The sequence below is a fragment of the Klebsiella grimontii genome (assembly GCF_900200035.1).
In the GTDB taxonomy this organism is placed as follows: domain Bacteria; phylum Pseudomonadota; class Gammaproteobacteria; order Enterobacterales; family Enterobacteriaceae; genus Klebsiella; species Klebsiella grimontii.
This window is the reverse complement of the sequence record NZ_FZTC01000052.1, coordinates 227,149-247,026: the sequence shown is the minus strand read 5'-3', so window position 1 is coordinate 247,026 and position 19,878 is coordinate 227,149. Positions and strand designations below refer to the sequence as shown.

Sequence of the window (19,878 nt, the reverse complement as noted above, 5' to 3'; positions counted from 1 at the left end):
AACTTTTTGGGGTCAGTACAAAGTGAGGCTTCCCTATGCATGAACACCATAAGAGTAGCCTCTTACCTGTTGGAAATCAACACCGGAGGCGAGGAATGCCGCAAAAGTATCTGTTGTTTGGCTTAATGGTGATTTGCTTCACTATTTTATTATTCACCTGGATGGTTCGTGATTCACTGTGTGAATTACAGGTCAGACAGGGGAATATCGAGCTGGTGGCATTCTTAGCCTGTGAAATTAAACGGTAAGAGCATCTGGCGGGGAGCGATTCCCGCCAGACTTACGGCGTTAGGCATTTTCAATGCACCCTTTCGTTTTTCATCAAATAAATATTTTGCCTCCTGATATCAGGAGGCTTTTTTTTCGCTTTTATGGAATGTTGAAAAAACAGGCTTGAAATTTGCACCGGTGTGTGGCTATCCTATGCCCCGACGAATTCCTCGTCTTACCGGAGAGCACGCGCCAAATGAACAAACACGACTGATGAATCTCATGCCTTGCTTCGCGCTATTGGCGAGCAGGGGAAGTATTGATTTCATTCAGGAGTGCTTATGGCTCATTGTGCCCAATCCCCCTCTTTTCTTTTGCATCAGGTCACCTGTCAGTTTGCGACGGGAGATTCGCTTTTTGGTCCGCTGAATTTATCGCTGGAAGGCTCCCTCTGCGGGCTTGTCGGGCGCAATGGCGTCGGTAAAACCCGGCTGTTGCGTTTGCTGGCGGGCCTGGACTCGCCGTCGAGCGGCCATATCGAACGTATGGTTTCGGTAAGCTACGTTGCTCAGCAGCATGCTTTGACTCCTGATACGACGCTGGCGGAATGGCTAAGCTTCGAATTCGTTTTTTCTGCTCTGGCGCGTCTTGAACGAGGCGAAGGGCGAGTTGACGATCTCGAACGTCTTGATGGCTTTTGGGATCTTCCGGATCGTTTGAATGCAGGCTTCCTGGCCGCTGGCTTAGGGGAATTTTCTCCCGCACGGCCCGCCTCTTCGCTGAGCGGCGGCGAAAGAGTGAAGGCGCAGCTCTGCGCGGCATTTTTGTCCGGTGCGGATTTTCTCCTGCTTGATGAACCCACCAACCATCTCGACCGACAAGGCCGGGCGTGGTTCTATCAGCAGCTTGAGCAATGGCGCGGTGGCGCGCTGATCGCCAGCCATGACCGCGAGCTGCTGGCCCAGATGCCGCGCATCCTCGAGCTGACGCCTGCAGCTTTGCGTAGCTACGGCGGCAACTATGCGGATTATCAGCAGCAGCGTGAGCTGGAGCAGCAGGCGGCTCGCGCCGCGCTGGAGCATGCTGTCATTGAACGGCGGCGTACTCGCGCAAGGATGCACAAAGAGCACGATGCCTGTCTGCGGCGCTCCGCGCAGACGTTGCGTACTATCGACACGCTAAATATCGCTTCATTCGAGCGGGTAGCTTACAAAGGCGCGGCAAAAGAGCGCCCCGGAACCCTTAAGCGCCAGCATCGTGAACAACGTAGCGCGCTAAATGATGCGGTGGTTCAGGCGCGTGAGCGGGTAGAAGAGGACAATCCGGTGATGTTTACTCTGCCCGGTAGCCAGGTCGCTGCGGGAAAACAGGTACTGGAGCTGGAAGCGTTGCGGCTGGCGTATGCGCCTATGGCGCCGCTGGACTGGCGCATGGATGGGCCGATGCGCGTGGCGCTACGGGGTCCCAACGGCTGCGGTAAGACGACGTTGCTTAAAACGCTGCTGGGCCTGGAGCCGCCGCTTTCAGGACGCTGCCGCTTATCGGTAAACGCGGCGTATCTGGACCAGCATCTGACCCAGCTTGATCTGTCATTATCCGCAATGGCGCACCTGAATCTCGGCGATACGCCTTTGGAAGAGGGCGTGCTGCGCAGCCAACTGGCGCAGCTACAGCTGGGGGCGGACAAAGTCCATCTGCCGCTATCGGCCCTTAGCGGAGGAGAACGCCTGAAGGCGGCGCTGGCCTGCGTGCTCTGGCGGCGGGAAGCCACGCAGCTACTGCTGCTGGATGAGCCCACCAATCATCTCGACCTGGCGTCCACGCAGGCAATTGAAACAGCGCTGGCGCAATTTCCCGGCGCGATGCTGGTGGTGTCGCATGATGACGCCTTTTTACAGGCGCTGAAGCTGACCCACTGTCTGGAATGGCGGGAAGACGGATGGCGCTTTGAGCGGCGATAAATGCAAAACCGCCATCCGTGGGATGGCGGTTTCTTGTCGCACAAATAAAAAAATCCCCGCCGTTTGGCAGGGACTTAAGAATTTTGAGCTTTTTAAGCTTACAGGCTGGTTACGTTGCCAGCTGCCGGGCCTTTAGCGCCGCTTTCGATGGTGAAGGAAACTTTCTGACCTTCGTCCAGAGATTTGTAGCCTTCGTTCTGGATAGCAGAGAAGTGTACGAACACGTCTTTAGAACCATCGTCAGGAGTGATGAAGCCGAAGCCTTTGTCAGCGTTGAACCATTTTACGATACCAGTCATTTTACCGGACATAGTGAATTACCTTTAAAAAAAAATAAATGAGCCTTTCGGCGTTACGGTCTGGACTACAGATTTGAAGCGATAAAGGGAAAGTTCACTACCGGGGTATCAACGGATAACCTTTGAAGGACTGCTCTATTCGAATGCTCTGTGGTCTTTACATCAAACCTGCGAGCATTAACGCATGTTCACGTTGTGATAGCAAACTTTTTTTTCGTTGGCATGAAAACGGTCCTTTATCAGGACCGTTAGCCGAAACCAATAAACGCTAAAATTATGAGTCGATAAGCTGTCTTGAAAGCTGCGGATTCGCCTGTATCAGGCGCATCAGCTTAAGCTCTGTGGGAGAGGGCTTCACGCGTCTCGATTCCCACTCTTGTACCATTGCTACACTGACGCCCATGGCGCTGGCAAAATCATCTATCTTCAGCCCGGTACCTTTGCGTAGCTGGTCAAATTCAATGCTTGCGGCGGGCTTACGCGTCAGCGAGGCCGCCTGGGCCTGATCTTTAAAAATAATTTGTTCAAGGTTGCTCAGCAGTTCAAATGCAGGATCTTTATATTCCATTGAGAACTCCTCTCTTTCATACGGCGGAGGGTGAATTGTGTAGAGCCTCTTAAGAATAGTCGGAAAAAAAAGTGAGGAATGATTACCGTGGTAATTATTTATGACCTGGGGTTCTTTACGTCCGTTTCAGGCGGTATAACGTGCTGAAAAGTAATAGACAGAGCCGTTAAGCAAATTATTGTAAACAGATAAGAAGAAAAGCGGAAAAGGCCAGCGCGCGCCCGCTGGCCGGTGTATTACGCCTTTTGCAGCTTCTTCACATCGCCTTGCGAAGCCGCGGGTTGCCGCTGGCCCAGCTTATATTTGACCAGCAGCGCGATGGCCGACAGGAAGGCCGGGATAGCCAGCAAAGAGAAAATCGTTTCGAAAGAGAGCTGGGCCTGCATCAGGAATGCGCCGCTAAAGGCGCCGAGGATACCGCCAAAGCGGCCAATCCCTAACATCCAGGCCACGCCGGTCGCGCGTCCCTGGGTGGGGTAGAAACCGGCGGCCAGCGCAGGCATTGATGATTGCGCGCCGTTCATAATGCTGCCGGCGATAAAGACCATTATTCCCATCAGCAGCAGGTTATGGGTTGAGAAACCGACCAGGCAAACGAATACTCCGGTCAACAGCCAGCCCACGGCAACCACTTTGTTTGGGTTGAGCTTATCCATCAGCGCGCCGAGGATGAGCACGCCAATACCGCCGCCCAGCGGGAACAGCGCGGTGATAATGGAGGCCTGGCTCATCGTCGCGCCGGTTTCGCGTATCAGCAGCGGCAGCCAGCTGGTCAGCAAATAGAAGATCAGCAGGCCCATAAAGTAGGTCAGGCAGAGCATGATGGTGCCGACGGCGTAGCGCGGAGAGAAAATCACGCCGATGGATGATTTCTCTTGTATCTGGCCCGCTTCGCGTAGCTCAAATTCAGCCTGCTCGGGAACCGGCGCGATACGGCGCAGAATCGCGGCGATACGCTGGGCAGGCTGGCGTTTGACCACCATATAGCGCGCGGATTCCGGCAGAAGAAAGATCAGTACTACCGCCAGCAGCAGCGGCATCACGCCGCCAAGCACCAGTACGCTTTGCCAGCCGTAGTGGGGGATCATCCAGGCGGAGAGGAAGCCGCCCAGCGAGGAGCCCATCGGAAAGCCGACGAACATCAGGTTAACCATCAGCGCCCTACGCCGCTCAGGGGCATATTCGCTCATCAGCGTCGCGGCGTTCGGCATGGCGGCGCCCAGCCCAAGGCCGGTGAGAAAACGCAGCAGCGTCAGCTGGTTAAGGCTGGTAGCAAAGGCGGTCAGCAGGCTGAAGCCGCCGAAAACCACGATGGACATAATCAGAACTTTTTTCCGCCCAACGCGGTCGGCGAGCGGTCCGGCGGTCAGCGCGCCGACCGCGAGCCCGACTAAGGCGGCGCTCATCACCGGGCCTAACGCCGATTTTTCGACGCCCCATTCCTGCACCAGGTCAGAGGCGATAAAGCCGATTATCGCGGTATCGAATCCGTCCATCGCGACGGTGATAAAACATAAGGCCAGAATCATCCACTGGTATTTCGTGAAGGGATGTTCATTGATAAAAGCCTGAATATCGATGGTTGTTTTCTTCATGCGGCATTCCTGGCAGGCAGTGCGGGGGACAGAGATAGATTATTGTTATCACCCTCGCGATCGTTGATGTTGTTTGTGCGATTATCGAACAAAGAGCCGTTAATCGCTCATTTAATAAAATCATCGAACGGCGGTTCAGGCAATGTGGGGGAAAAGGGAAGCGTGCGATTATCGTCCGCTTTACGGGCAGTTCGGGAGTAAGATTAAAGTAATCGTAGTAAAATCAGCTTATTAGATAAACCCGCTGCGCGCTGAACGATGGTGGTAATTGTGATGAACTTAACAGAGGGTACCGCCGCGCGCTAAAACGTCGAAAACCCGGTTTTAAAGGCGGAAGATTATCAGGAAAAGGTATCCTGCAAGGCCGACCTGGACTATCCTTGTCAGCGTCTGACACGTGTGTGTCTGTTTGCGCTTTTTTTGGCTGAAAGGAGTAAAAAAATGGCGACAGGAAAGTCCTGCTCTCGCTGGTTTGCGGCTATTGCAGCCCTGTTAATGGTGGTTAGCCTGAGTGGGTGTTTTGATAAAGAAGGCGATCAGCGCAAGGCGTTCATCGACTTCCTGCAAAATACGGCAATGCGTAGCGGCGAACGTCTGCCGACGCTGACCGCCGATCAGAAAAAACAGTTTGGGCCTTTCGTTTCCGATTACGCGGTGATTTACGGTTATTCACAGCAGGTGAGCCAGGCGATGGATGCGGGTTTGCGTCCGGTGGTTGATAGCGTGAACGCGATTCGCGTACCGCAGGATTATGTTACCCAGCGCGAACCGCTGCGTCAGGCAAACGGCGCTTTGGGCGTACTGAGCCAGCAGCTGGAGAACGCAAAAATACAGGCGGATGCCGCCCACGGCGCGCTGAAACAGGGTGACGATCTCAAGCCGGTCTTCGACCAGGTCTATAATAAAGTCGTGACGGCCCCGGCGAATGCGCTACAGCCGTTAATCCCGGCAGCGCAGGTATTTACCCAGCAGCTGGTGCAGGTGGGTGATTTTATCGCGCAGCAGGAGACTCAGGTCAGCTTCGTGGCGAACGGTATTCAGTTCCCGACTTCGCAGCAGGCCAGTCAGTATAATACGCTGATTGGGCCGCTGGCCGCTCAGCACCAGGCCTTTAATCAGGCGTGGACAGCGGCAGTTAACGCGACTCGTTAACCGTTCTGACAACCCGGGCAAGGCTTCACCTTAGCCCGGGTTTTCTTTTCTTATTTCACCTGCGGGTTCACGCAGTTCTTCTCAACGCTGCCGTTCAGGGCATCAATCAGATTATCCACCGCGCAGGCCGCCATATTGTAGCGAGTCTCATGCGTGGCTGAGCCAATATGCGGCAACGCGACGACGTTCGGCATGCTCAGCAGCGGGGAGTCTTTCGCCAGCGGCTCTTGTTCAAAAACGTCCAGCCCGGCAGCATAAATTTCACCTTCCTGCAGCGCCGCAATCAGCGCCTTCTCATCCACCACCGGGCCGCGCCCGGCGTTAATAAAGATGGCGGAGGACTTCATTTTGGCAAACTGCGCTTTGCCGAACAGGTGATGAGTCTCTTCGGTCAGCGGCAGGATCAGACAGACAAAATCTGCTTCCTGCAGCAGGGTATCGAGATCGCAGTAGCGGGCGTTAAAGCGCTCTTCCGCCTGCGGGTGCTGGCGGCGGGCGTTGTAGAGAATGGGCATGCCGAAGCCCGCGTGGGCGCGCTGGGCAAGCGCCATCCCGATACGCCCCATACCGACGATGCCGAGGGTTTTATGGTGCACATCGTTGCCAAACCAGTCCGGACCGATGCTTTTGGTCCACTCGCCGGCCTTCACGCGGTTAGCCACTTCAACCACCCGACGCGCGGTGCTCAATACCAGCGCCATAACGGTATCGGCGACGGTTTCGGTCAGTACGGTCGGGGTGTGCATCAGCAGCACTTTACGCGCATTCAGCGCATCGACGTCGAAATTATCGTAGCCGACGGAAATGGTCGAAGTTGCACGAAGCTTGGGCATTTTCTCCAGTAACGCAGTATCGACTTTTTCGCTGGAACCCAGCAGACCTACCGCCTCAGCAAACGCGGCGGCGTGCTGTGAAACGGTCTCCGGACGCAGGTTTTTCACCTGCGTGACGGTAAAGTGTTGTTCCAGACGCTGTTGCAGGTCGTCGGGAAGCGTTTTGTAGAGAATGACTGACGGCTTCATGCGGTTCTCCGTTGCGTTAATGTTTCAGGCGTGACGTGCGCCGAGCGGAAGTTTTTGATTATTAGCAGGCTTAACAATCAAAGTAAGCCATACCGAGACGAAAAGCGCCACTCCCATAAAAATGTACGAGGCTGACGGGCTGCCGGTGGTGCCGTTCAGGTAGCCGACAAACCATGAGCCAAAGAATGAACCCAGCGCGCCCATGCTGTTAATCAGCGCCATGGCGCCCCCGGCGACGTTACGCGGCAGCATCTCGGGAATGATGGCGAAGAACGGCCCGTAGGGGGCGTACATCGCCGCGCCGGCAATGACCAGCAGGGTATAAGAGACCCAGAAATGGTTAGCGCCGACGGCCCAGGAGCCAATAAACGCGAAAGCGGCAATCAGCAGCAGCGGCCAGACGAATAGCTTGCGGTTCTGCATTTTATCGGAGGCCCAGGAGACCACGATCATGGCGATGGTTGCCGCCAGGTAGGGGACGGATGAGAGCCAGCCGACCTCGACCATGCCCATATTCTCGCCGCCGCTGCGGATAATTGACGGCAGCCACAGCACGAAACCGTAAACCCCGATGCTCCAGGCGAAATACTGCATGCACAGCAGGACCACGTTACGCGAGCGGAAGGCCTCACCGTAGTTGCGCACCGGTTTGATACCCTGCTGTTCGCGCTCCAGCTGCTCCTGCAATGCGGCCTTTTCGCTTTCCGCCAGCCAGTTGACCTGAGACGGTTTATCTTTTACCAGCACCCACCAGCAGAAGGCCCAAATCACCGCCGGAACGCCTTCAATAATAAACATCTCCCGCCAGCCGAAAGCCTGAATCAGGTAGCCGGAGACCACCGACATCCACAGCACCGTCACCGGGTTGCCGAGGATCAGGAAGGTATTGGCGCGCGAGCGTTCGGATTTGGTAAACCAGTTGCTGATGTATATCAGCATCGCCGGCATGACTGCGGCCTCGACCACGCCAAGGATAAAGCGGATCGCCGCCAGCGCGGGAATATTGTGCACCATCCCGGTCAGTGAGGCGCAGGCACCCCACAGGATCAGGCAGATGAAAATGAGTTTACGTACGCTGCGGCGTTCGGCATAAATCGCGCCGGGGATCTGAAAGAAGAAGTAGCCGAGGAAGAACAGCGCCCCCAGCAGGGAGGAGATACCTTTGGTGATCCCCAGGTCTTCAGTAATTCCGGCCGCCGAAGCGAAGCTGAAGTTAGCGCGGTCGAGGTACGCCAGGCTATACGTGATAAACACGATAGGCATGATGTACCACCAGCGTTTTGTTGCATTCGTTGAACTATTCATAGGTTTGCCTCTGTGAGTGAGGTGACGCTCATCATAGAAAAGATCCGTTACGCCGCGCTGCTGGTAGGGTACAGAACGGCCTGACGTTGTGCTGAATCGACTTACTCGCCCAGCGCCTCGCGCGTGGGTAATCCTTCGCTATCGCCCTGAACCTGAATGGCCAGTGAGCCGATTTTGTTTCCGCGTTTCACCGCCTGCCGCAGCGGTTTTCCTTCCAGCAGGGCGCTAATCACGCCGACGGCGAAACCATCGCCCGCGCCGACGGTATCGACGACGTTATCCACTTTTATCGCCGCCACGGCTCCCTGTTCGCCGTCGGCGGTTTTATACCAGGCGCCGTCGGAACCGGTTTTAATGATGACCGCACGCACGCCGTGGCCGAGGTAAAAGTCGGCGATGGCTTCCGGCGTTTGTAGGCCGGTCAGAATCATGCCCTCTTTTAAACCCGGCAGAACCCAGTCGGCCTGAAACGCCAGCTGGTTAAGCTTCTCGACCATCTCGGCTTCGCTTTTCCACAGCGTGGGCCGCAGGTTGGGGTCGAACGAAATCGTTTTTCCCTGCGCTTTCATCGTGTGCGCCGCGCGCTCCAGCAGGGCGTATGAGCTTTCCGACAGCGCGGCGGCCACGCCGCTTAAGTGCAGATGCCGGGCGCCGGCGAAGTATGATTCATTAAAATCCTCCGGCGAAAGATGGCTGGCGGCGGAGCCTTTGCGGAAATACTCCACGATGGGATCGGTTCCATTTTCGACTTTAGATTTCAGCTGAAAGCCGGTAGCGTAGCGGTCATCGATGCTCACGCCGCGGGCGTCGATTCCCTCTTTCGCCAGCGCGTTGAGGACGAAGCGGCCAAAGCTGTCCTTGCCGACGCGGCTTACCCAGCCGACGCTCAGGCCGAGGCGGGCCAGTCCGGTCGCCACGTTTAGCTCCGCGCCCGCGACGCGCTTCATAAAGTGCTCTACAGCAGACAGCTCGCCGGTCTCGGTGGCGACAAACATCGCCATGGCTTCGCCTATCGTGATGACATCTAACGCTTTTTGCATAACTTAATCCTCGCGCAGCAGGTTGACGTAGCGGCGGGTCACGGCCGTCAGGTCATGGCCAGTCAGCGGAAATTCAATCCCGCGCGGGGCATCGGCGGGCAGGTTATCGAGCAGCGCCAGCCAGCGCCCGGAGGCTTCATCCGGCGGCACGGCGCGAAAGTGCGAATGGTGCGGCTCTGCCGCCTTAACATGAATATAGCTGACGGCCGGGGCCAGGTGGCGCGCGGCCTCTTCCGGCGAGTCGCCGACCCATAGCCAGTTGCCCATATCAAAGGTGAGAGTGATCGGCAGCTGGTTAACCCGGCAGGCGGCTTTGAAGCGCTGCATCGGCGCCAGCTGGCCGCAGTCGGTTTGATCGTTTTCCACCACCAGCGCCATGCCGCTCTCGCGCAAAATATCGCGCAGGGTTTCCAGGCCATGGTGGTGGGTAAAATGGCCCAGCGAGAGCTTTAGCCACAGCGCGTTAAGGGTTTGCGCTTCCTGTAAAAGATCGGAAAGATGGGGGTTAAGCGCTCCGTCTGCGGCAAACAGGGCTTCCGGCGCGGAATAGCAAACCAGCAGGCCGCGGCGCTCAATATCGGCGGCCAGCTCCGCCAGGCGGTTCAGCTCATCCGCGCTGAACAGTTCCCGGCGGATCTCTACGCCGTCGGCGCCGGAACCGGCGATAAAGGGCAGTACGGCGGACTGCCCGCCCAGCGCTTTAACATGGTCATTCCCGTACGCGGCGGTCACGACAATAATCTTTCTGGCCATTCCAATACTCCCGACGATAATCTGATGCGTTGTTTATTACGCTAGATGGTATCGGTTCCAAAGCAAAGGCCAGGATGTCTAATTTATGATCGCCATCACGAAGGATCGTTAGCGGGAGGTGGAGCCTCTGACGATCAGCTCGCCGGAAAACACCCGTTCGCGGACCGGGTCGTTGCTGCCTTCAATCCGGCGCACTACCTGTTCGACGGCGGCGAAGCCAATCTGCCAGGTCGGCTGTTTAAGGGTGGTGATCCCCACGCCCGCCAGTTCGGCCCACTCCAGTTCATCGAAGCCCAGCAGGCCGATATCGCTGCCCCAAATCAGGCCAACGCGTTTAAGCGAACGCGCCACCTGCAGCGTCAGCGCGCCGTTGGCGGAAATCACCGCCTTGCGCATGCCGCGATGGTGGGAGTGGAAATGGCGCAGGACGTTATCGAGCATCGCGCCATCATTCAACGGTACTTCGGCGTTTTCCGCGATGATACCGCTGTGGCGCTGTAGTGTCTGGCGAAAGGCGCTCAGACGCTCGCGGCGGGTATTGACCGAGCCAAGGGGTTCGCTGAGGAACAGCAGGGCTTCGAAACCTTTTTCCACCAGGTGTTCGGTGGCGGTAGTGGCGGCCTGAGTATTATCGAGGCCGACGACATCGCAGGCGAATTCCGGAATCTTGCGGTCGATAAGCACCATCGGCAGGGCCGACTGCTGCAGGCGGTTCAGGCCGTCCTCGCGCATCCCGACGGCGTTGACCACGATCCCTTCCACCTGGTAGCTGCGCAGCAGATCGAGGTAGTGCAGCTCCTGGTCCAGCTCGTTGTTGGTATTACATACCAGCAGGGTGAAACCCTTTTCGCGACAGGCGGCTTCAATGCCGCTGAGCACGTTGACCGAGTAGGGGTTGGTGATATCGGCGATGATCAGGCCAATCAGCCGGGTGCGGCCATGCTTCAGGCCGCGGGCCATCAGGCTGGGACGATAGTCGAGCTCGGCAATGGCTTTTTCAATCCGCCCCAGCAGATCGTCGGAAAGCAGATGCTTTTCGCCGTTCAGATAGCGTGAAATGCTGGTTTTGCCGGTCTGTGCGGCTTTCGCCACATCGCTAATGGTTGCTCGCGCCGCTTTCGCCATGGTGGCTTCCTTTGCTGAAATCTGCACACACCTTAGCGCGAAAATTCGCTATATCAAGCATTTTGCCCGGCGACTCACCGGGCAAAGCGGGCATTACTGCAGCGGGCTGAGGGTAATTTCGACGCGGCGGTTCTGCGCTTTACCTTCCGCGGTGCTGTTGTTGGCGATCGGATTCGCCGGACCCATGCCGGTAGTGCGGATGCGGTTAGCCGCTACGCCCTGGGTGATAAGCGCGCTGGCGACGCTCTCCGCGCGCTGCTGAGAAAGACGCATATTCAGATCCTGGCTGCCGGTGCTGTCGGTGTAGCCAACCACGTTAACGGCGGTTTTCTCATACTCTTTTAGCACCATCGCTACCCCGGTCAGGGTATTGGCGCCCGCCGGTTTCAGGTTGGCGCTGCTGCTGTCAAAGGTCACATTGTTTGGCATGTTCAGCACGATATTGTCGCCGTTTCGCGTCACGCTGACGCCGGTTCCCTGCATTTTCTCGCGCAGCTTCGCTTCCTGCACGTCCATATAGTAACCAATGCCGCCGCCCAGCGCCGCGCCGGCCGCCGCGCCGATCAGCGCGCCTTTGCCGCGGTCATGTTTGGAAGAAGAGAGCACCCCTACGCCTGCGCCGACTAACGACCCAATGCCCGCGCCGATCCCGGATTTACCCGCTTCGCGCTCCCCGGTGTAGGGGTTGGTGGTACAGCCAGAAATAGCCAGTGCGCCGCTAACGACAGCCGCAATCATGAGTACGCGTTTTTTCATCTTATTTCCTTAATCCTTTTTATTCTTTGCCACAGCGACCGTGACGGTTGATTATGACGCGCGAAACCGGAGAAAATTCCGCAGAGAGCATCTCAATTTGTAAATAACATTGAACGGCTGAATAACGTGCCGTCACCACACCTGCTATCGCTGACCAGGAGCCCGCATTGCCAACCTCATCCGCCACCAAAACTATCCTCACCGCAGCCCACTGGGGGCCCATGCTGGTCGAAACCGATGGCGAGAACGTCATCTCATCGCGGGGGGCGCTTGATACCCCTTTCGCCAACTCGCTGCAAAGCGCCGTGCGCGATCAGGTGCATAGCAAAACCCGCGTACGGTACCCGATGGTGCGTAAGGGGTTTCTCGCCTCGCCTGAAAACCCGCAGGGCGTGCGCGGGCAGGATGAGTTTGTGCGGGTAAGCTGGGATCGGGCGCTGGATCTGATTCACGCCCAGCACCGCCGAATTCGCGAAAGCTACGGCCCGGCGTCGATTTTTGCGGGCTCCTACGGCTGGCGCTCAAACGGCGTGCTGCACAAAGCGGCGACCCTGCTCCAGCGCTATATGAGTCTGGCGGGCGGCTATACCGGACATCTGGGCGATTATTCCACCGGCGCGGCCCAGGCGATCATGCCGTACGTGGTTGGCGGTAATGAGGTTTATCAGCAGCAGACCAGCTGGCCAATGGTGTTGGAACATAGCGATGTGGTGGTGCTGTGGAGCGCTAACCCCTTAAATACGTTAAAAATCGCCTGGAACGCTTCCGACGAACAGGGTATTCCGTGGTTCGACCGTCTGCGCCAGAGCGGGAAACGGGTGATCTGCATCGATCCGATGCGATCGGAAACGGCGGAATTCTTTGGCGACGCGGCGGAGTGGATCGCCCCGCATATGGGCACTGACGTCGCCCTGATGCTCGGTATCGCCCATACGCTGGTCGAAAACGGCTGGCAGGATGGCCCATTTTTGGCCCGCTGCACCAGCGGCTATGACGTTTTCGCCCGCTATCTGACCGGCGAGAGCGACGGAACGGCAAAAACGGCGGAATGGGCGGCGGCGATCTGCGGCGTCAGCGCGGATAAAATTCGCGAACTGGCAAAACTTTTCCACGAAAACACCACCATGCTGATGTCCGGCTGGGGCATGCAGCGCCAGCAGTTTGGCGAACAAAAACACTGGATGCTGGTGACCCTTGCGGCCATGCTCGGCCAGATCGGCACCGAAGGCGGGGGGTTTGGCCTTTCCTATCACTTTGCCAACGGCGGCAACCCTACGCGGCGTGCGGCGGTGCTGGGCTCAATGCAGGGTAGCGTGGCGGGCGGTACCGACGCGGTAGAGAAAATTCCGGTCGCGCGCATCGTTGAAGCGCTGGAGAACCCCGGCGCCGCTTATCAACATAACGGGATGGAGCGTAGCTTCCCGGATATTCGCTTTATCTGGTGGGCGGGCGGCGCCAACTTTACCCACCATCAGGATACCAACCGGCTGATCCGCGCCTGGCAAAAACCGGAGCTTATTGTGATTTCAGAATGCTTCTGGACCGCGGCGGCGCGCCATGCCGATATCGTCCTGCCCGCGACGACCTCGTTTGAACGCAACGATATGACCATGACCGGGGATTACAGCAACCAGCACCTGGTGCCGATGAAGCAGGTGATCGCGCCGCGCGATGAAGCGCGCGATGATTTCGCCGTTTTTGCCGACCTCAGCGAGCGCTGGGAAGCGGGCGGGCGGGAGCGCTTCACCGAGGGTAAAAACGATCTGCAGTGGCTGGAGACGTTTTACCAGATTGCCGCCCAGCGTGGGGCGCTGCAGCAGGTTACGCTGCCGCCGTTCGCCCAGTTCTGGCAGGATAATCAGCTGATAGAAATGCCGGAGGAGCCCGCAAACGCACGCTTTGCCCGCTTTGCCGCCTTCAGGGCCGATCCGCAGGCGAACCCGTTGAAAACCGCCAGCGGTAAAATTGAGATTCACTCGCCGACCATCGCCGGGTATGCCTATCCGGATTGCCCGCCGCATCCGATGTGGCTGGAGCCGGACGAGTGGCATGGCAATGCGCAGGAAGGTCAGCTTCAGGTGCTGTCAGCGCATCCGGCGCACCGCCTTCACAGCCAGCTCAACCATACGTCGCTGCGCGAGCGCTACGCGGTGGCGGGCCGTGAACCGTTAACCCTTCATCCGCGCGATGCGCAGGCGCGCAATATCGCCGATGGCGATCTGGTACGGGTATGGAATTCACGCGGTCAGGTGCTGGCTGGCGCGGTAGTGACCGACGGTATCCGCCCTGGGGTTATCTGCCTGCATGAAGGAGCATGGCCCGACCTTGACCCTCAGGCGGGGATCTGCAAAAACGGTGCGGTGAACGTGCTGACCAACGATATTCCGACATCGCGGCTGGGCAACGGCTGCGCCGGAAATACGGCGCTGGCCTGGCTGGAAAAATATACCGGTCCCGAGCTTACGCTGACGGCATTTGATCCGCCGACCAATGCATAATCCAGGTCGGATGCTGGGTTTCATCCTGCCATGCGCAGTCTTCAATGCGGAAGCCTTGCGCATGGTAGAAATTCACCGCCTGAACGTTTTTCTGGTACACCTCAAGGGTTAGCCAACCGTAGTGTTTTTTGACTTCGCCAATCAGCGCGCTGCCGATACCCTGCCTGGCGGCATCCGGCGCGACGAACAGCGCGCCGATGAAGCGAGACTCCATCACGCTGATAAAGCCCTTCAGCACGCCGTCCTGCTCCCATACCCAGGTTTGGGCGGAGGGCAGGTAAACGTCGCGCACTATCGCCAGACTGTCATGCCAGTAGCTTTCGGCGATAAACGGGTGGGCGTGGATCGTACTCTCCAGCCACAGTTCAAGCAGCGGGCCGGTTTCGTTAGCGTCCCAGTTGCGGATCATCCTGGCCTCCTGAGCGACAGAAACAGCCGGTGACGTGGTCGTTGACCAGACCGCAGGCCTGCATAAAGGAGTAGCAGATCGTTGAACCGACAAACTTAAACCCCCGTTTTTTCAGCGCTTTTGACAGCGCGTCAGAAGCCGGAGTGGTTGTCGGGATCTCCGCCAGCGCGGCGGCGGTCGTCACCTGGGGATGATTATCGACGAATGACCAGACGAAATCTGCGAAAGGCTCGCCATTTTCCTCCATCGCCAGAAAGGCCCGGGCGTTGCCGATGATGGCCTGAATTTTCCCGCGATGGCGAATAATACCGGCATCGAGAACCAGACGTTCAACATCTTCTTCGTCCATTGCCGCGACGCGAACCGGGTCAAACTGGTGAAAGGCGCTGCGGTAGTTTTCACGCTTTTTCAGTACGGTGATCCACGACAGTCCGGCCTGCTGGCCCTCAAGACAAATCATCTCAAACAGCTTGCGGGGATTCTTTTCAGCGACGCCCCACTCGTTATCGTGGTACTCAATGTATAAAGGATCCTGACTGACCCATCCGCAACGTTGCATCTGCCTCTCCCTTTTGTCATAAAAATCAGCCGGGCAACTTGACGGCTGAAAGATAAAGATAATAGTTAATACAGGGTTATTATCCCCAAAACAGGGATAGGGCACCCCATAAAAAAACACAGCAACCTTGCCGTTTCGGCTCTTTTTGGAGTCGCATTAATGATAATAAAGAAATGCAATGGCCTCCGGGTATTCCTGGTCCCGGCGTACGTATCCGTCTGGGCGTCGTGTGTTGCCGGTGCGAATGCCTGGCAACAGGAATATATCGCTATCGATACAAAAAGTAATACTGCGGAACGCTATACATGGGACAGCGATCACCAACCGCGCTATGAAGATATTCTCGCGGAGCGGATAAATGCGTCCGACGATCCTTCCGGGCTGGCGTTTAACCAGGCGGTATCGCCGCCGGACAGCGCTCGCGGCATGAGCGTGGGCTGGAATTTCTCCTTGGTCGACGGCGTGACCTCCGGCCCGGTAGCCAGTTTACATTCCGACCTGACGTCCCCCCCGTTTACCCGTAATGCGGCCGGAACCGGCTACGTGAATACGCTGGGCTGGCGGGTAGATTATCAGAAGCTATGGGGTGTACATCCGTGGGCCCAGGTGAGCTATAACCAGGGATTTACGGCTGATGCCGGCGGGCAGAATCGCGCGCAGGACGGTGCCTGGCGGGACGTGACTTTTGGCGCCGATATGTCGCTCAACTCTCATCTTGCCGCCTGGGCGGCGCTGTCGCAGGCGGACAATCTGCCCACTGGGGCAAATTATCTCTACTTAATGGGCGTGAGCGCCAATTTTTAATTTATTCGTCATGCTTCAAGCGGCAGATGCATTGGCTGCGCTTGAAGCAACTCGAATTATTTAGGCTGAATATGTAGCATATTTGATACGTTTAATTTACTTCATCATTACAGTAATGACGCATCTTCCGGCGGTAGCAGGTACTCACTTTTCAATGAATATTTAAGGCGTGAATATTTTTCACTGTCATTCATTCCGCCTTTAGTGCATTTCATTCCGCGGTGACGGCAGTTCATGCCTTTTTTCCCCAGCCTTAAAGGGGACTTCGTTATGGTGGCGGCAGTTAATTATTCAGGACAACTGCTATGAACGCTGCAAACCGTCAATACACCCGCTGGCTTACGCTGCTTGGCACTATCATTACGCAATTTGCGCTGGGATCGGTTTATACATGGAGTTTGTTCAATAGTTCGCTTTCCGCCAAGCTGGACGAACCGGTCAGCCAGGTGGCGTTCTCATTCGGCCTGTTAAGCCTCGGCCTGGCGCTCTCCTCATCCGTGGCGGGCAAATTACAGGAACGTTTCGGCGTCAAACGCGTCACCATGGCGTCCGGCGTTCTGCTGGGCCTCGGATTCTTCCTGACCGCGCATTCAAACAGCCTGATGATGCTGTGGCTGAGCGCGGGCCTTCTGGTCGGGCTGGCCGACGGCGCCGGCTATCTGCTGACGCTGTCGAACTGCGTCAAATGGTTCCCGGAACGTAAGGGGTTGATTTCTGCTTTCTCTATCGGTGCTTACGGGCTTGGCAGCCTGGGTTTCAAGTTTATTGATTCCCATCTGCTGGCGACGGTCGGTCTGGAAAAAACTTTTATTATCTGGGGCGCAATCGTGCTGGTGATGATCGTTTTTGGCGCGACGCTGATGACAGACGCGCCGAACCATACCGCCTCCGCGTCCAATGGCGTGGTCGAAAACGACTTCACCCTCGCCGAATCGATGCGTAAACCTCAGTACTGGATGCTGGCGGTGATGTTCCTGACCGCCTGCATGAGCGGCCTGTACGTGATTGGCGTGGCGAAAGATATTGCCCAGGGGATGGTGCATCTCGATGTGGCGACGGCAGCCAACGCGGTGACGGTGATTTCTATCGCTAACCTGAGCGGCCGTCTGGTTCTGGGCATTCTGTCGGATAAAATGTCGCGCATCCGGGTGATTACCATCGGACAGGTCGTTTCGCTTATCGGTATGGCGGCGCTGCTGTTCGCGCCGCTGAACGCCACGACTTTCTTCGCCGCCATCGCCTGCGTGGCCTTTAACTTCGGCGGCACGATTACCGTCTTCCCATCGCTGGTCAGCGAGTTCTTTGGCCTCAATAACCTGGCGAAAAACTACGGCGTGATTTATCTCGGTTTCGGTATCGGCAGCATCTGCGGTTCGCTGATTGCTTCCCTGTTCGGCGGTTTCTACGTGACCTTCTGCGTCATCTTTGCGCTGCTGATTCTTTCCCTGGCGCTGTCGACGACGATTCGCCAGCCGAAAAGCGAAATTTACCACCAGGCTCATGCCTGAAAGCGGGCGTTATCACGGCCCCGATGATTAATCACCTAAGCTAATAGTGCCAATCCAACCAAATGTTTTGTAAATGTTTGGTTGGATCACATTCCCTCCTGATACTTTTTCCTTCCGCTGTGGTCTACTTATCGCGCTTTGTAGAGGTTTCTTATAACCAAGCTAAACGCACTTTATTAACCTGCTTACTTATATCGCTTAAGTCGGGCGGTTTTATCTCTTCGTTTTCCAGGTTTTTTGCATGAAATACATTAAAACGATGACGCAGCTGAAGCTCAGTATCTGGCTGGCGCTGTACATCGGCTGGTTTATGAACGCTGCCGTATTCTTCCGCCGCTTTGAAGGGTACGCTCAGGAGTTTACCATCTGGAAAGGACTCTCAGGTGCAGTTGAGCTGATTGGGACCTTTCTGGTCACCTTCTTTCTGCTGCGTATTTTGTCGCTGTTTGGCCGCCGGGTCTGGCGCATCCTCGCGACCATCGTCGTACTATTCTCCGCCGCCGCCAGCTATTACATGACCTTCCTGAACGTGGTGATCGGCTACGGGATTATTGCCTCGGTGATGACCACTGACATCGACTTGTCCAGAGAAGTTATCGGCTGGCACCTGATTCTCTGGCTGGTGTTGATGAGCGCGCTGCCGCTGGTGCTTATCTGGAGCAACCGCTGCCGCTTCACGCTGCTGCGTCAAATTCGTACGCCCGGCCAGCGGATGAAGAATATTACTATCGTGCTGCTGGCTGGCCTGATGGTTTGGGGGCCAATTCGTCTGCTGGAGGTTCGCCAGAAGAACTTCGAGCGCAGTTCCGAAGTCGATCTGCCAAGCTATGGCGGGGTGGTGGCTAACTCCTACCTGCCGTCTAACTGGCTCTCAGCGCTGGGGCTTTACGCGTGGGCGCAGGTGGATGAGTCTTCCGATAATAAATCCCTGATCAATCCGGCGAAAAAATTCACCTACATTGCGCCGCAAGGCCTGGATGATACTTACGTGGTGTTTATCATCGGCGAAACTACCCGCTGGGACCATATGGGCATCCTGGGCTATAACCGCAATACCACGCCTAAGCTGGCGCAGGAGAAAAACCTGGTCGCTTTCCGCGGATACTCCTGCGATACCGCCACTAAGCTGTCGCTGCGCTGTATGTTCGTTCGTCAGGGCGGGGCGGATGATAACCCGCAGCGGACGCTGAAAGAACAGAACGTCTTTGCCGTCCTCCACCAGCTTGGCTTTAGCGGCAACCTGTACGCCATGCAGAGCGAGATGTGGTTCTACAGCAACACGATGGCGAACAACATCGCCTATCGCGAGCAGATTGGCGCTGAGCCGAGTAACCGCGGCAAGAGCGTTGACGACATGCTGCTGGTAGATGAAATGAAGCGCGGGCTGGCGAAGAATCCCAGTGGTAAGCACCTGATTATTCTGCATACCAAAGGGTCGCACTTTAACTATACCCAGCGCTATCCGCGCAGCTTTGCCCAATGGAAGCCGGAGTGCGTTGGCGTCGATAATAAATGCTCGAAGGCTGAACTGATTAACTCGTACGACAACAGCGTGACCTACGTCGATCACTTTATCGTCAGCGTGCTGGATCAGTTGCGGGATAAGAAGGCGATTGTTTTCTATGCAGCCGACCACGGCGAGTCCATCAACGAGCGCGAACACCTGCACGGGACGCCGCGCAAGATGGCGCCGCCGGAGCAGTTTCGCGTGCCGATGCTGGTGTGGATGTCGGATAAGTATCTGGAGTCGCCTGACCACGCAGACTCCTTTGCGCGCCTGAAACAGCAGGCGGCAATGAAGGTACCGCGTCGTCACGTCGAGCTGTATGACACCATTATGGGCTGTCTTGGCTATACCTCGCCGGACGGCGGGATTAACCAATATAACAACTGGTGCCACGTTCCTGACGCTGCGGCGAAGAAGGAGTAGCAGAGTGGCGAGTTTCTCGCCGCTTGAGCGACTTTTTCATAATAAGGCATTGACGGGTGTGTATCGCAGCAGTAAGATGCGCCCGCATTCGGTGATTGGCGCAGCCTGGTAGCGCACTTCGTTCGGGACGAAGGGGTCGGAGGTTCGAATCCTCTATCACCGACCAAATTCGAAAAGCCTGCTCAACGAGCAGGCTTTTTTGCGTCTGTCGCCGGTACAGGTGCCCAGCACCGCCTCCGGGAAATTCAGCTGCTCTGCGCTCTGCTCCCCGGGGGCGGCGCTTGACGCGCCTTGCCCGGGCTACGGGTTCACCGCTGTCTGCGGGCCGGTCGCGCGGAGAGGTGCCCAGCACCGCCTCCGGGAAAATGCGCTCTACCTAAGAGT

18 protein-coding genes and 1 tRNA gene are annotated in these 19,878 nt (G+C 56.8%); 8 read left to right on the top strand and 11 right to left on the bottom strand.

Features of this window, described 5'->3' with window-relative positions; genetic code table 11:
* Positions 1-95: 95 nt before the first annotated feature.
* On the top strand, positions 96-248 hold the full coding sequence (hokA, locus tag KOSB73_RS29550) for a type I toxin-antitoxin system toxin HokA (RefSeq protein WP_004137811.1): 153 nt from the start codon (positions 96-98) through the stop codon (positions 246-248).
* Between the two features lie 303 nt (positions 249-551).
* The gene (locus KOSB73_RS29545) at positions 552-2,171 is read left to right on the top strand and encodes an ATP-binding cassette domain-containing protein (RefSeq protein ID WP_049086995.1); all 1,620 of its coding nucleotides are present in this window, start codon (positions 552-554) and stop codon (positions 2,169-2,171) included.
* Positions 2,172-2,269: 98 nt separating this feature from the next.
* Here the strand turns inward: KOSB73_RS29545 and cspE are convergent, their stop codons facing one another.
* The 3 genes from cspE to KOSB73_RS29530 form a co-directional block, all read right to left on the bottom strand.
* Complete coding sequence (gene cspE, locus KOSB73_RS29540; protein ID WP_004126446.1) at positions 2,270-2,482, bottom strand: transcription antiterminator/RNA stability regulator CspE; 213 nt, start codon at positions 2,480-2,482, stop codon at positions 2,270-2,272.
* 262 nt (positions 2,483-2,744) lie between these two features.
* The gene (locus KOSB73_RS29535; protein ID WP_004126445.1) at positions 2,745-3,038 is read right to left on the bottom strand and encodes an HTH-type transcriptional regulator; all 294 of its coding nucleotides are present in this window, start codon (positions 3,036-3,038) and stop codon (positions 2,745-2,747) included.
* Between the two features lie 236 nt (positions 3,039-3,274).
* Entirely contained in the window at positions 3,275-4,633 is a 1,359-nt protein-coding gene (locus KOSB73_RS29530) for an MFS transporter (protein WP_004137813.1), read from the bottom strand.
* Positions 4,634-5,074: 441 nt separating this feature from the next.
* Here KOSB73_RS29530 and KOSB73_RS29525 point away from each other — a divergent pair, with 441 nt between their 5' ends.
* Positions 5,075-5,785 (top strand): DUF3053 domain-containing protein, encoded by a 711-nt coding sequence (locus tag KOSB73_RS29525; protein WP_004126443.1) that lies wholly within the window; start codon positions 5,075-5,077, stop codon positions 5,783-5,785.
* A 50-nt stretch (positions 5,786-5,835) separates the two neighbouring features.
* On the opposite strand, the gene ghrB is transcribed toward KOSB73_RS29525, so the two are convergent.
* The 6 genes from ghrB to KOSB73_RS29495 all read right to left on the bottom strand — a co-directional run bounded on the left by ghrB (position 5,836) and on the right by KOSB73_RS29495 (position 11,786).
* Positions 5,836-6,807: a glyoxylate/hydroxypyruvate reductase GhrB gene (gene ghrB, locus KOSB73_RS29520; RefSeq protein WP_004137815.1), complete on the bottom strand. Its 972-nt coding sequence runs from the start codon at positions 6,805-6,807 to the stop codon at positions 5,836-5,838.
* A gap of 24 nt (positions 6,808-6,831) precedes the next feature.
* Complete coding sequence (locus KOSB73_RS29515; protein WP_004126424.1) at positions 6,832-8,112, bottom strand: MFS transporter; 1,281 nt, start codon at positions 8,110-8,112, stop codon at positions 6,832-6,834.
* 101 nt (positions 8,113-8,213) lie between these two features.
* Positions 8,214-9,152 carry a sugar kinase gene (locus KOSB73_RS29510; RefSeq protein WP_024359755.1) on the bottom strand — a complete coding sequence of 313 codons (939 nt, stop codon included), beginning with the start codon at positions 9,150-9,152 and terminating at the stop codon, positions 8,214-8,216.
* Between the two features lie 3 nt (positions 9,153-9,155).
* Entirely contained in the window at positions 9,156-9,905 is a 750-nt protein-coding gene (locus KOSB73_RS29505) for a sugar phosphate isomerase/epimerase family protein (RefSeq protein WP_004137816.1), read from the bottom strand.
* 108 nt (positions 9,906-10,013) lie between these two features.
* Complete coding sequence (locus tag KOSB73_RS29500) at positions 10,014-11,030, bottom strand: LacI family DNA-binding transcriptional regulator (RefSeq protein WP_004137817.1); 1,017 nt, start codon at positions 11,028-11,030, stop codon at positions 10,014-10,016.
* A gap of 93 nt (positions 11,031-11,123) precedes the next feature.
* Positions 11,124-11,786: an OmpA family lipoprotein gene (locus tag KOSB73_RS29495; protein WP_024359756.1), complete on the bottom strand. Its 663-nt coding sequence runs from the start codon at positions 11,784-11,786 to the stop codon at positions 11,124-11,126.
* 167 nt (positions 11,787-11,953) lie between these two features.
* Between KOSB73_RS29495 and KOSB73_RS29490 the strand changes: the two genes are divergently transcribed.
* On the top strand, positions 11,954-14,284 hold the full coding sequence (locus tag KOSB73_RS29490; RefSeq protein ID WP_098141410.1) for a molybdopterin guanine dinucleotide-containing S/N-oxide reductase: 2,331 nt from the start codon (positions 11,954-11,956) through the stop codon (positions 14,282-14,284).
* On the opposite strand, the gene KOSB73_RS29485 is transcribed toward KOSB73_RS29490, so the two are convergent.
* Together KOSB73_RS29485 and tag are read right to left on the bottom strand one after the other, a co-directional pair.
* Positions 14,247-14,693: an N-acetyltransferase gene (locus KOSB73_RS29485; RefSeq protein ID WP_004137819.1), complete on the bottom strand. Its 447-nt coding sequence runs from the start codon at positions 14,691-14,693 to the stop codon at positions 14,247-14,249. The two genes, KOSB73_RS29490 and KOSB73_RS29485, sit on opposite strands and share 38 nt — an antisense overlap.
* The gene (tag, locus tag KOSB73_RS29480; protein ID WP_004137820.1) at positions 14,671-15,252 is read right to left on the bottom strand and encodes a DNA-3-methyladenine glycosylase I; all 582 of its coding nucleotides are present in this window, start codon (positions 15,250-15,252) and stop codon (positions 14,671-14,673) included. The genes KOSB73_RS29485 and tag overlap by 23 nt, the downstream gene beginning before the upstream one ends.
* 159 nt (positions 15,253-15,411) lie before the next feature.
* Here tag and KOSB73_RS29475 point away from each other — a divergent pair, with 159 nt between their 5' ends.
* From KOSB73_RS29475 to KOSB73_RS29455, 4 genes are all read left to right on the top strand, one after another.
* Positions 15,412-16,056 (top strand): hypothetical protein, encoded by a 645-nt coding sequence (locus tag KOSB73_RS29475; protein ID WP_049089310.1) that lies wholly within the window; start codon positions 15,412-15,414, stop codon positions 16,054-16,056.
* A gap of 305 nt (positions 16,057-16,361) precedes the next feature.
* Positions 16,362-17,564 (top strand): L-lactate MFS transporter, encoded by a 1,203-nt coding sequence (locus KOSB73_RS29465; RefSeq protein ID WP_004137821.1) that lies wholly within the window; start codon positions 16,362-16,364, stop codon positions 17,562-17,564.
* A gap of 241 nt (positions 17,565-17,805) precedes the next feature.
* Entirely contained in the window at positions 17,806-19,494 is a 1,689-nt protein-coding gene (gene eptB / locus KOSB73_RS29460) for a kdo(2)-lipid A phosphoethanolamine 7''-transferase (protein WP_098141408.1), read from the top strand.
* 89 nt (positions 19,495-19,583) lie between these two features.
* Positions 19,584-19,660 (top strand) — tRNA-Pro (locus KOSB73_RS29455).
* Positions 19,661-19,878: the final 218 nt, after the last annotated feature.

What these genes read in the sequence shown, in the direction of transcription:
- tag (WP_004137820.1), bottom strand. Translation starts at nt 15,252, where the DNA reads ATGCAACGTTGCGGATGGGTCAGTCAGGATCCTTTATACATTGAGTAC.
- hokA (WP_004137811.1), top strand. Translation starts at nt 96, where the DNA reads ATGCCGCAAAAGTATCTGTTGTTTGGCTTAATGGTGATTTGCTTCACT.
- KOSB73_RS29465 (WP_004137821.1), top strand. Translation starts at nt 16,362, where the DNA reads ATGAACGCTGCAAACCGTCAATACACCCGCTGGCTTACGCTGCTTGGC.
- eptB (WP_098141408.1), top strand. Translation starts at nt 17,806, where the DNA reads ATGAAATACATTAAAACGATGACGCAGCTGAAGCTCAGTATCTGGCTG.
- KOSB73_RS29530 (WP_004137813.1), bottom strand. Translation starts at nt 4,633, where the DNA reads ATGAAGAAAACAACCATCGATATTCAGGCTTTTATCAATGAACATCCC.
- KOSB73_RS29525 (WP_004126443.1), top strand. Translation starts at nt 5,075, where the DNA reads ATGGCGACAGGAAAGTCCTGCTCTCGCTGGTTTGCGGCTATTGCAGCC.
- KOSB73_RS29500 (WP_004137817.1), bottom strand. Translation starts at nt 11,030, where the DNA reads ATGGCGAAAGCGGCGCGAGCAACCATTAGCGATGTGGCGAAAGCCGCA.
- ghrB (WP_004137815.1), bottom strand. Translation starts at nt 6,807, where the DNA reads ATGAAGCCGTCAGTCATTCTCTACAAAACGCTTCCCGACGACCTGCAA.
- KOSB73_RS29485 (WP_004137819.1), bottom strand. Translation starts at nt 14,693, where the DNA reads ATGATCCGCAACTGGGACGCTAACGAAACCGGCCCGCTGCTTGAACTG.
- KOSB73_RS29515 (WP_004126424.1), bottom strand. Translation starts at nt 8,112, where the DNA reads ATGAATAGTTCAACGAATGCAACAAAACGCTGGTGGTACATCATGCCT.
- cspE (WP_004126446.1), bottom strand. Translation starts at nt 2,482, where the DNA reads ATGTCCGGTAAAATGACTGGTATCGTAAAATGGTTCAACGCTGACAAA.
- KOSB73_RS29545 (WP_049086995.1), top strand. Translation starts at nt 552, where the DNA reads ATGGCTCATTGTGCCCAATCCCCCTCTTTTCTTTTGCATCAGGTCACC.
- KOSB73_RS29510 (WP_024359755.1), bottom strand. Translation starts at nt 9,152, where the DNA reads ATGCAAAAAGCGTTAGATGTCATCACGATAGGCGAAGCCATGGCGATG.
- KOSB73_RS29535 (WP_004126445.1), bottom strand. Translation starts at nt 3,038, where the DNA reads ATGGAATATAAAGATCCTGCATTTGAACTGCTGAGCAACCTTGAACAA.
- KOSB73_RS29475 (WP_049089310.1), top strand. Translation starts at nt 15,412, where the DNA reads ATGATAATAAAGAAATGCAATGGCCTCCGGGTATTCCTGGTCCCGGCG.
- KOSB73_RS29495 (WP_024359756.1), bottom strand. Translation starts at nt 11,786, where the DNA reads ATGAAAAAACGCGTACTCATGATTGCGGCTGTCGTTAGCGGCGCACTG.
- KOSB73_RS29505 (WP_004137816.1), bottom strand. Translation starts at nt 9,905, where the DNA reads ATGGCCAGAAAGATTATTGTCGTGACCGCCGCGTACGGGAATGACCAT.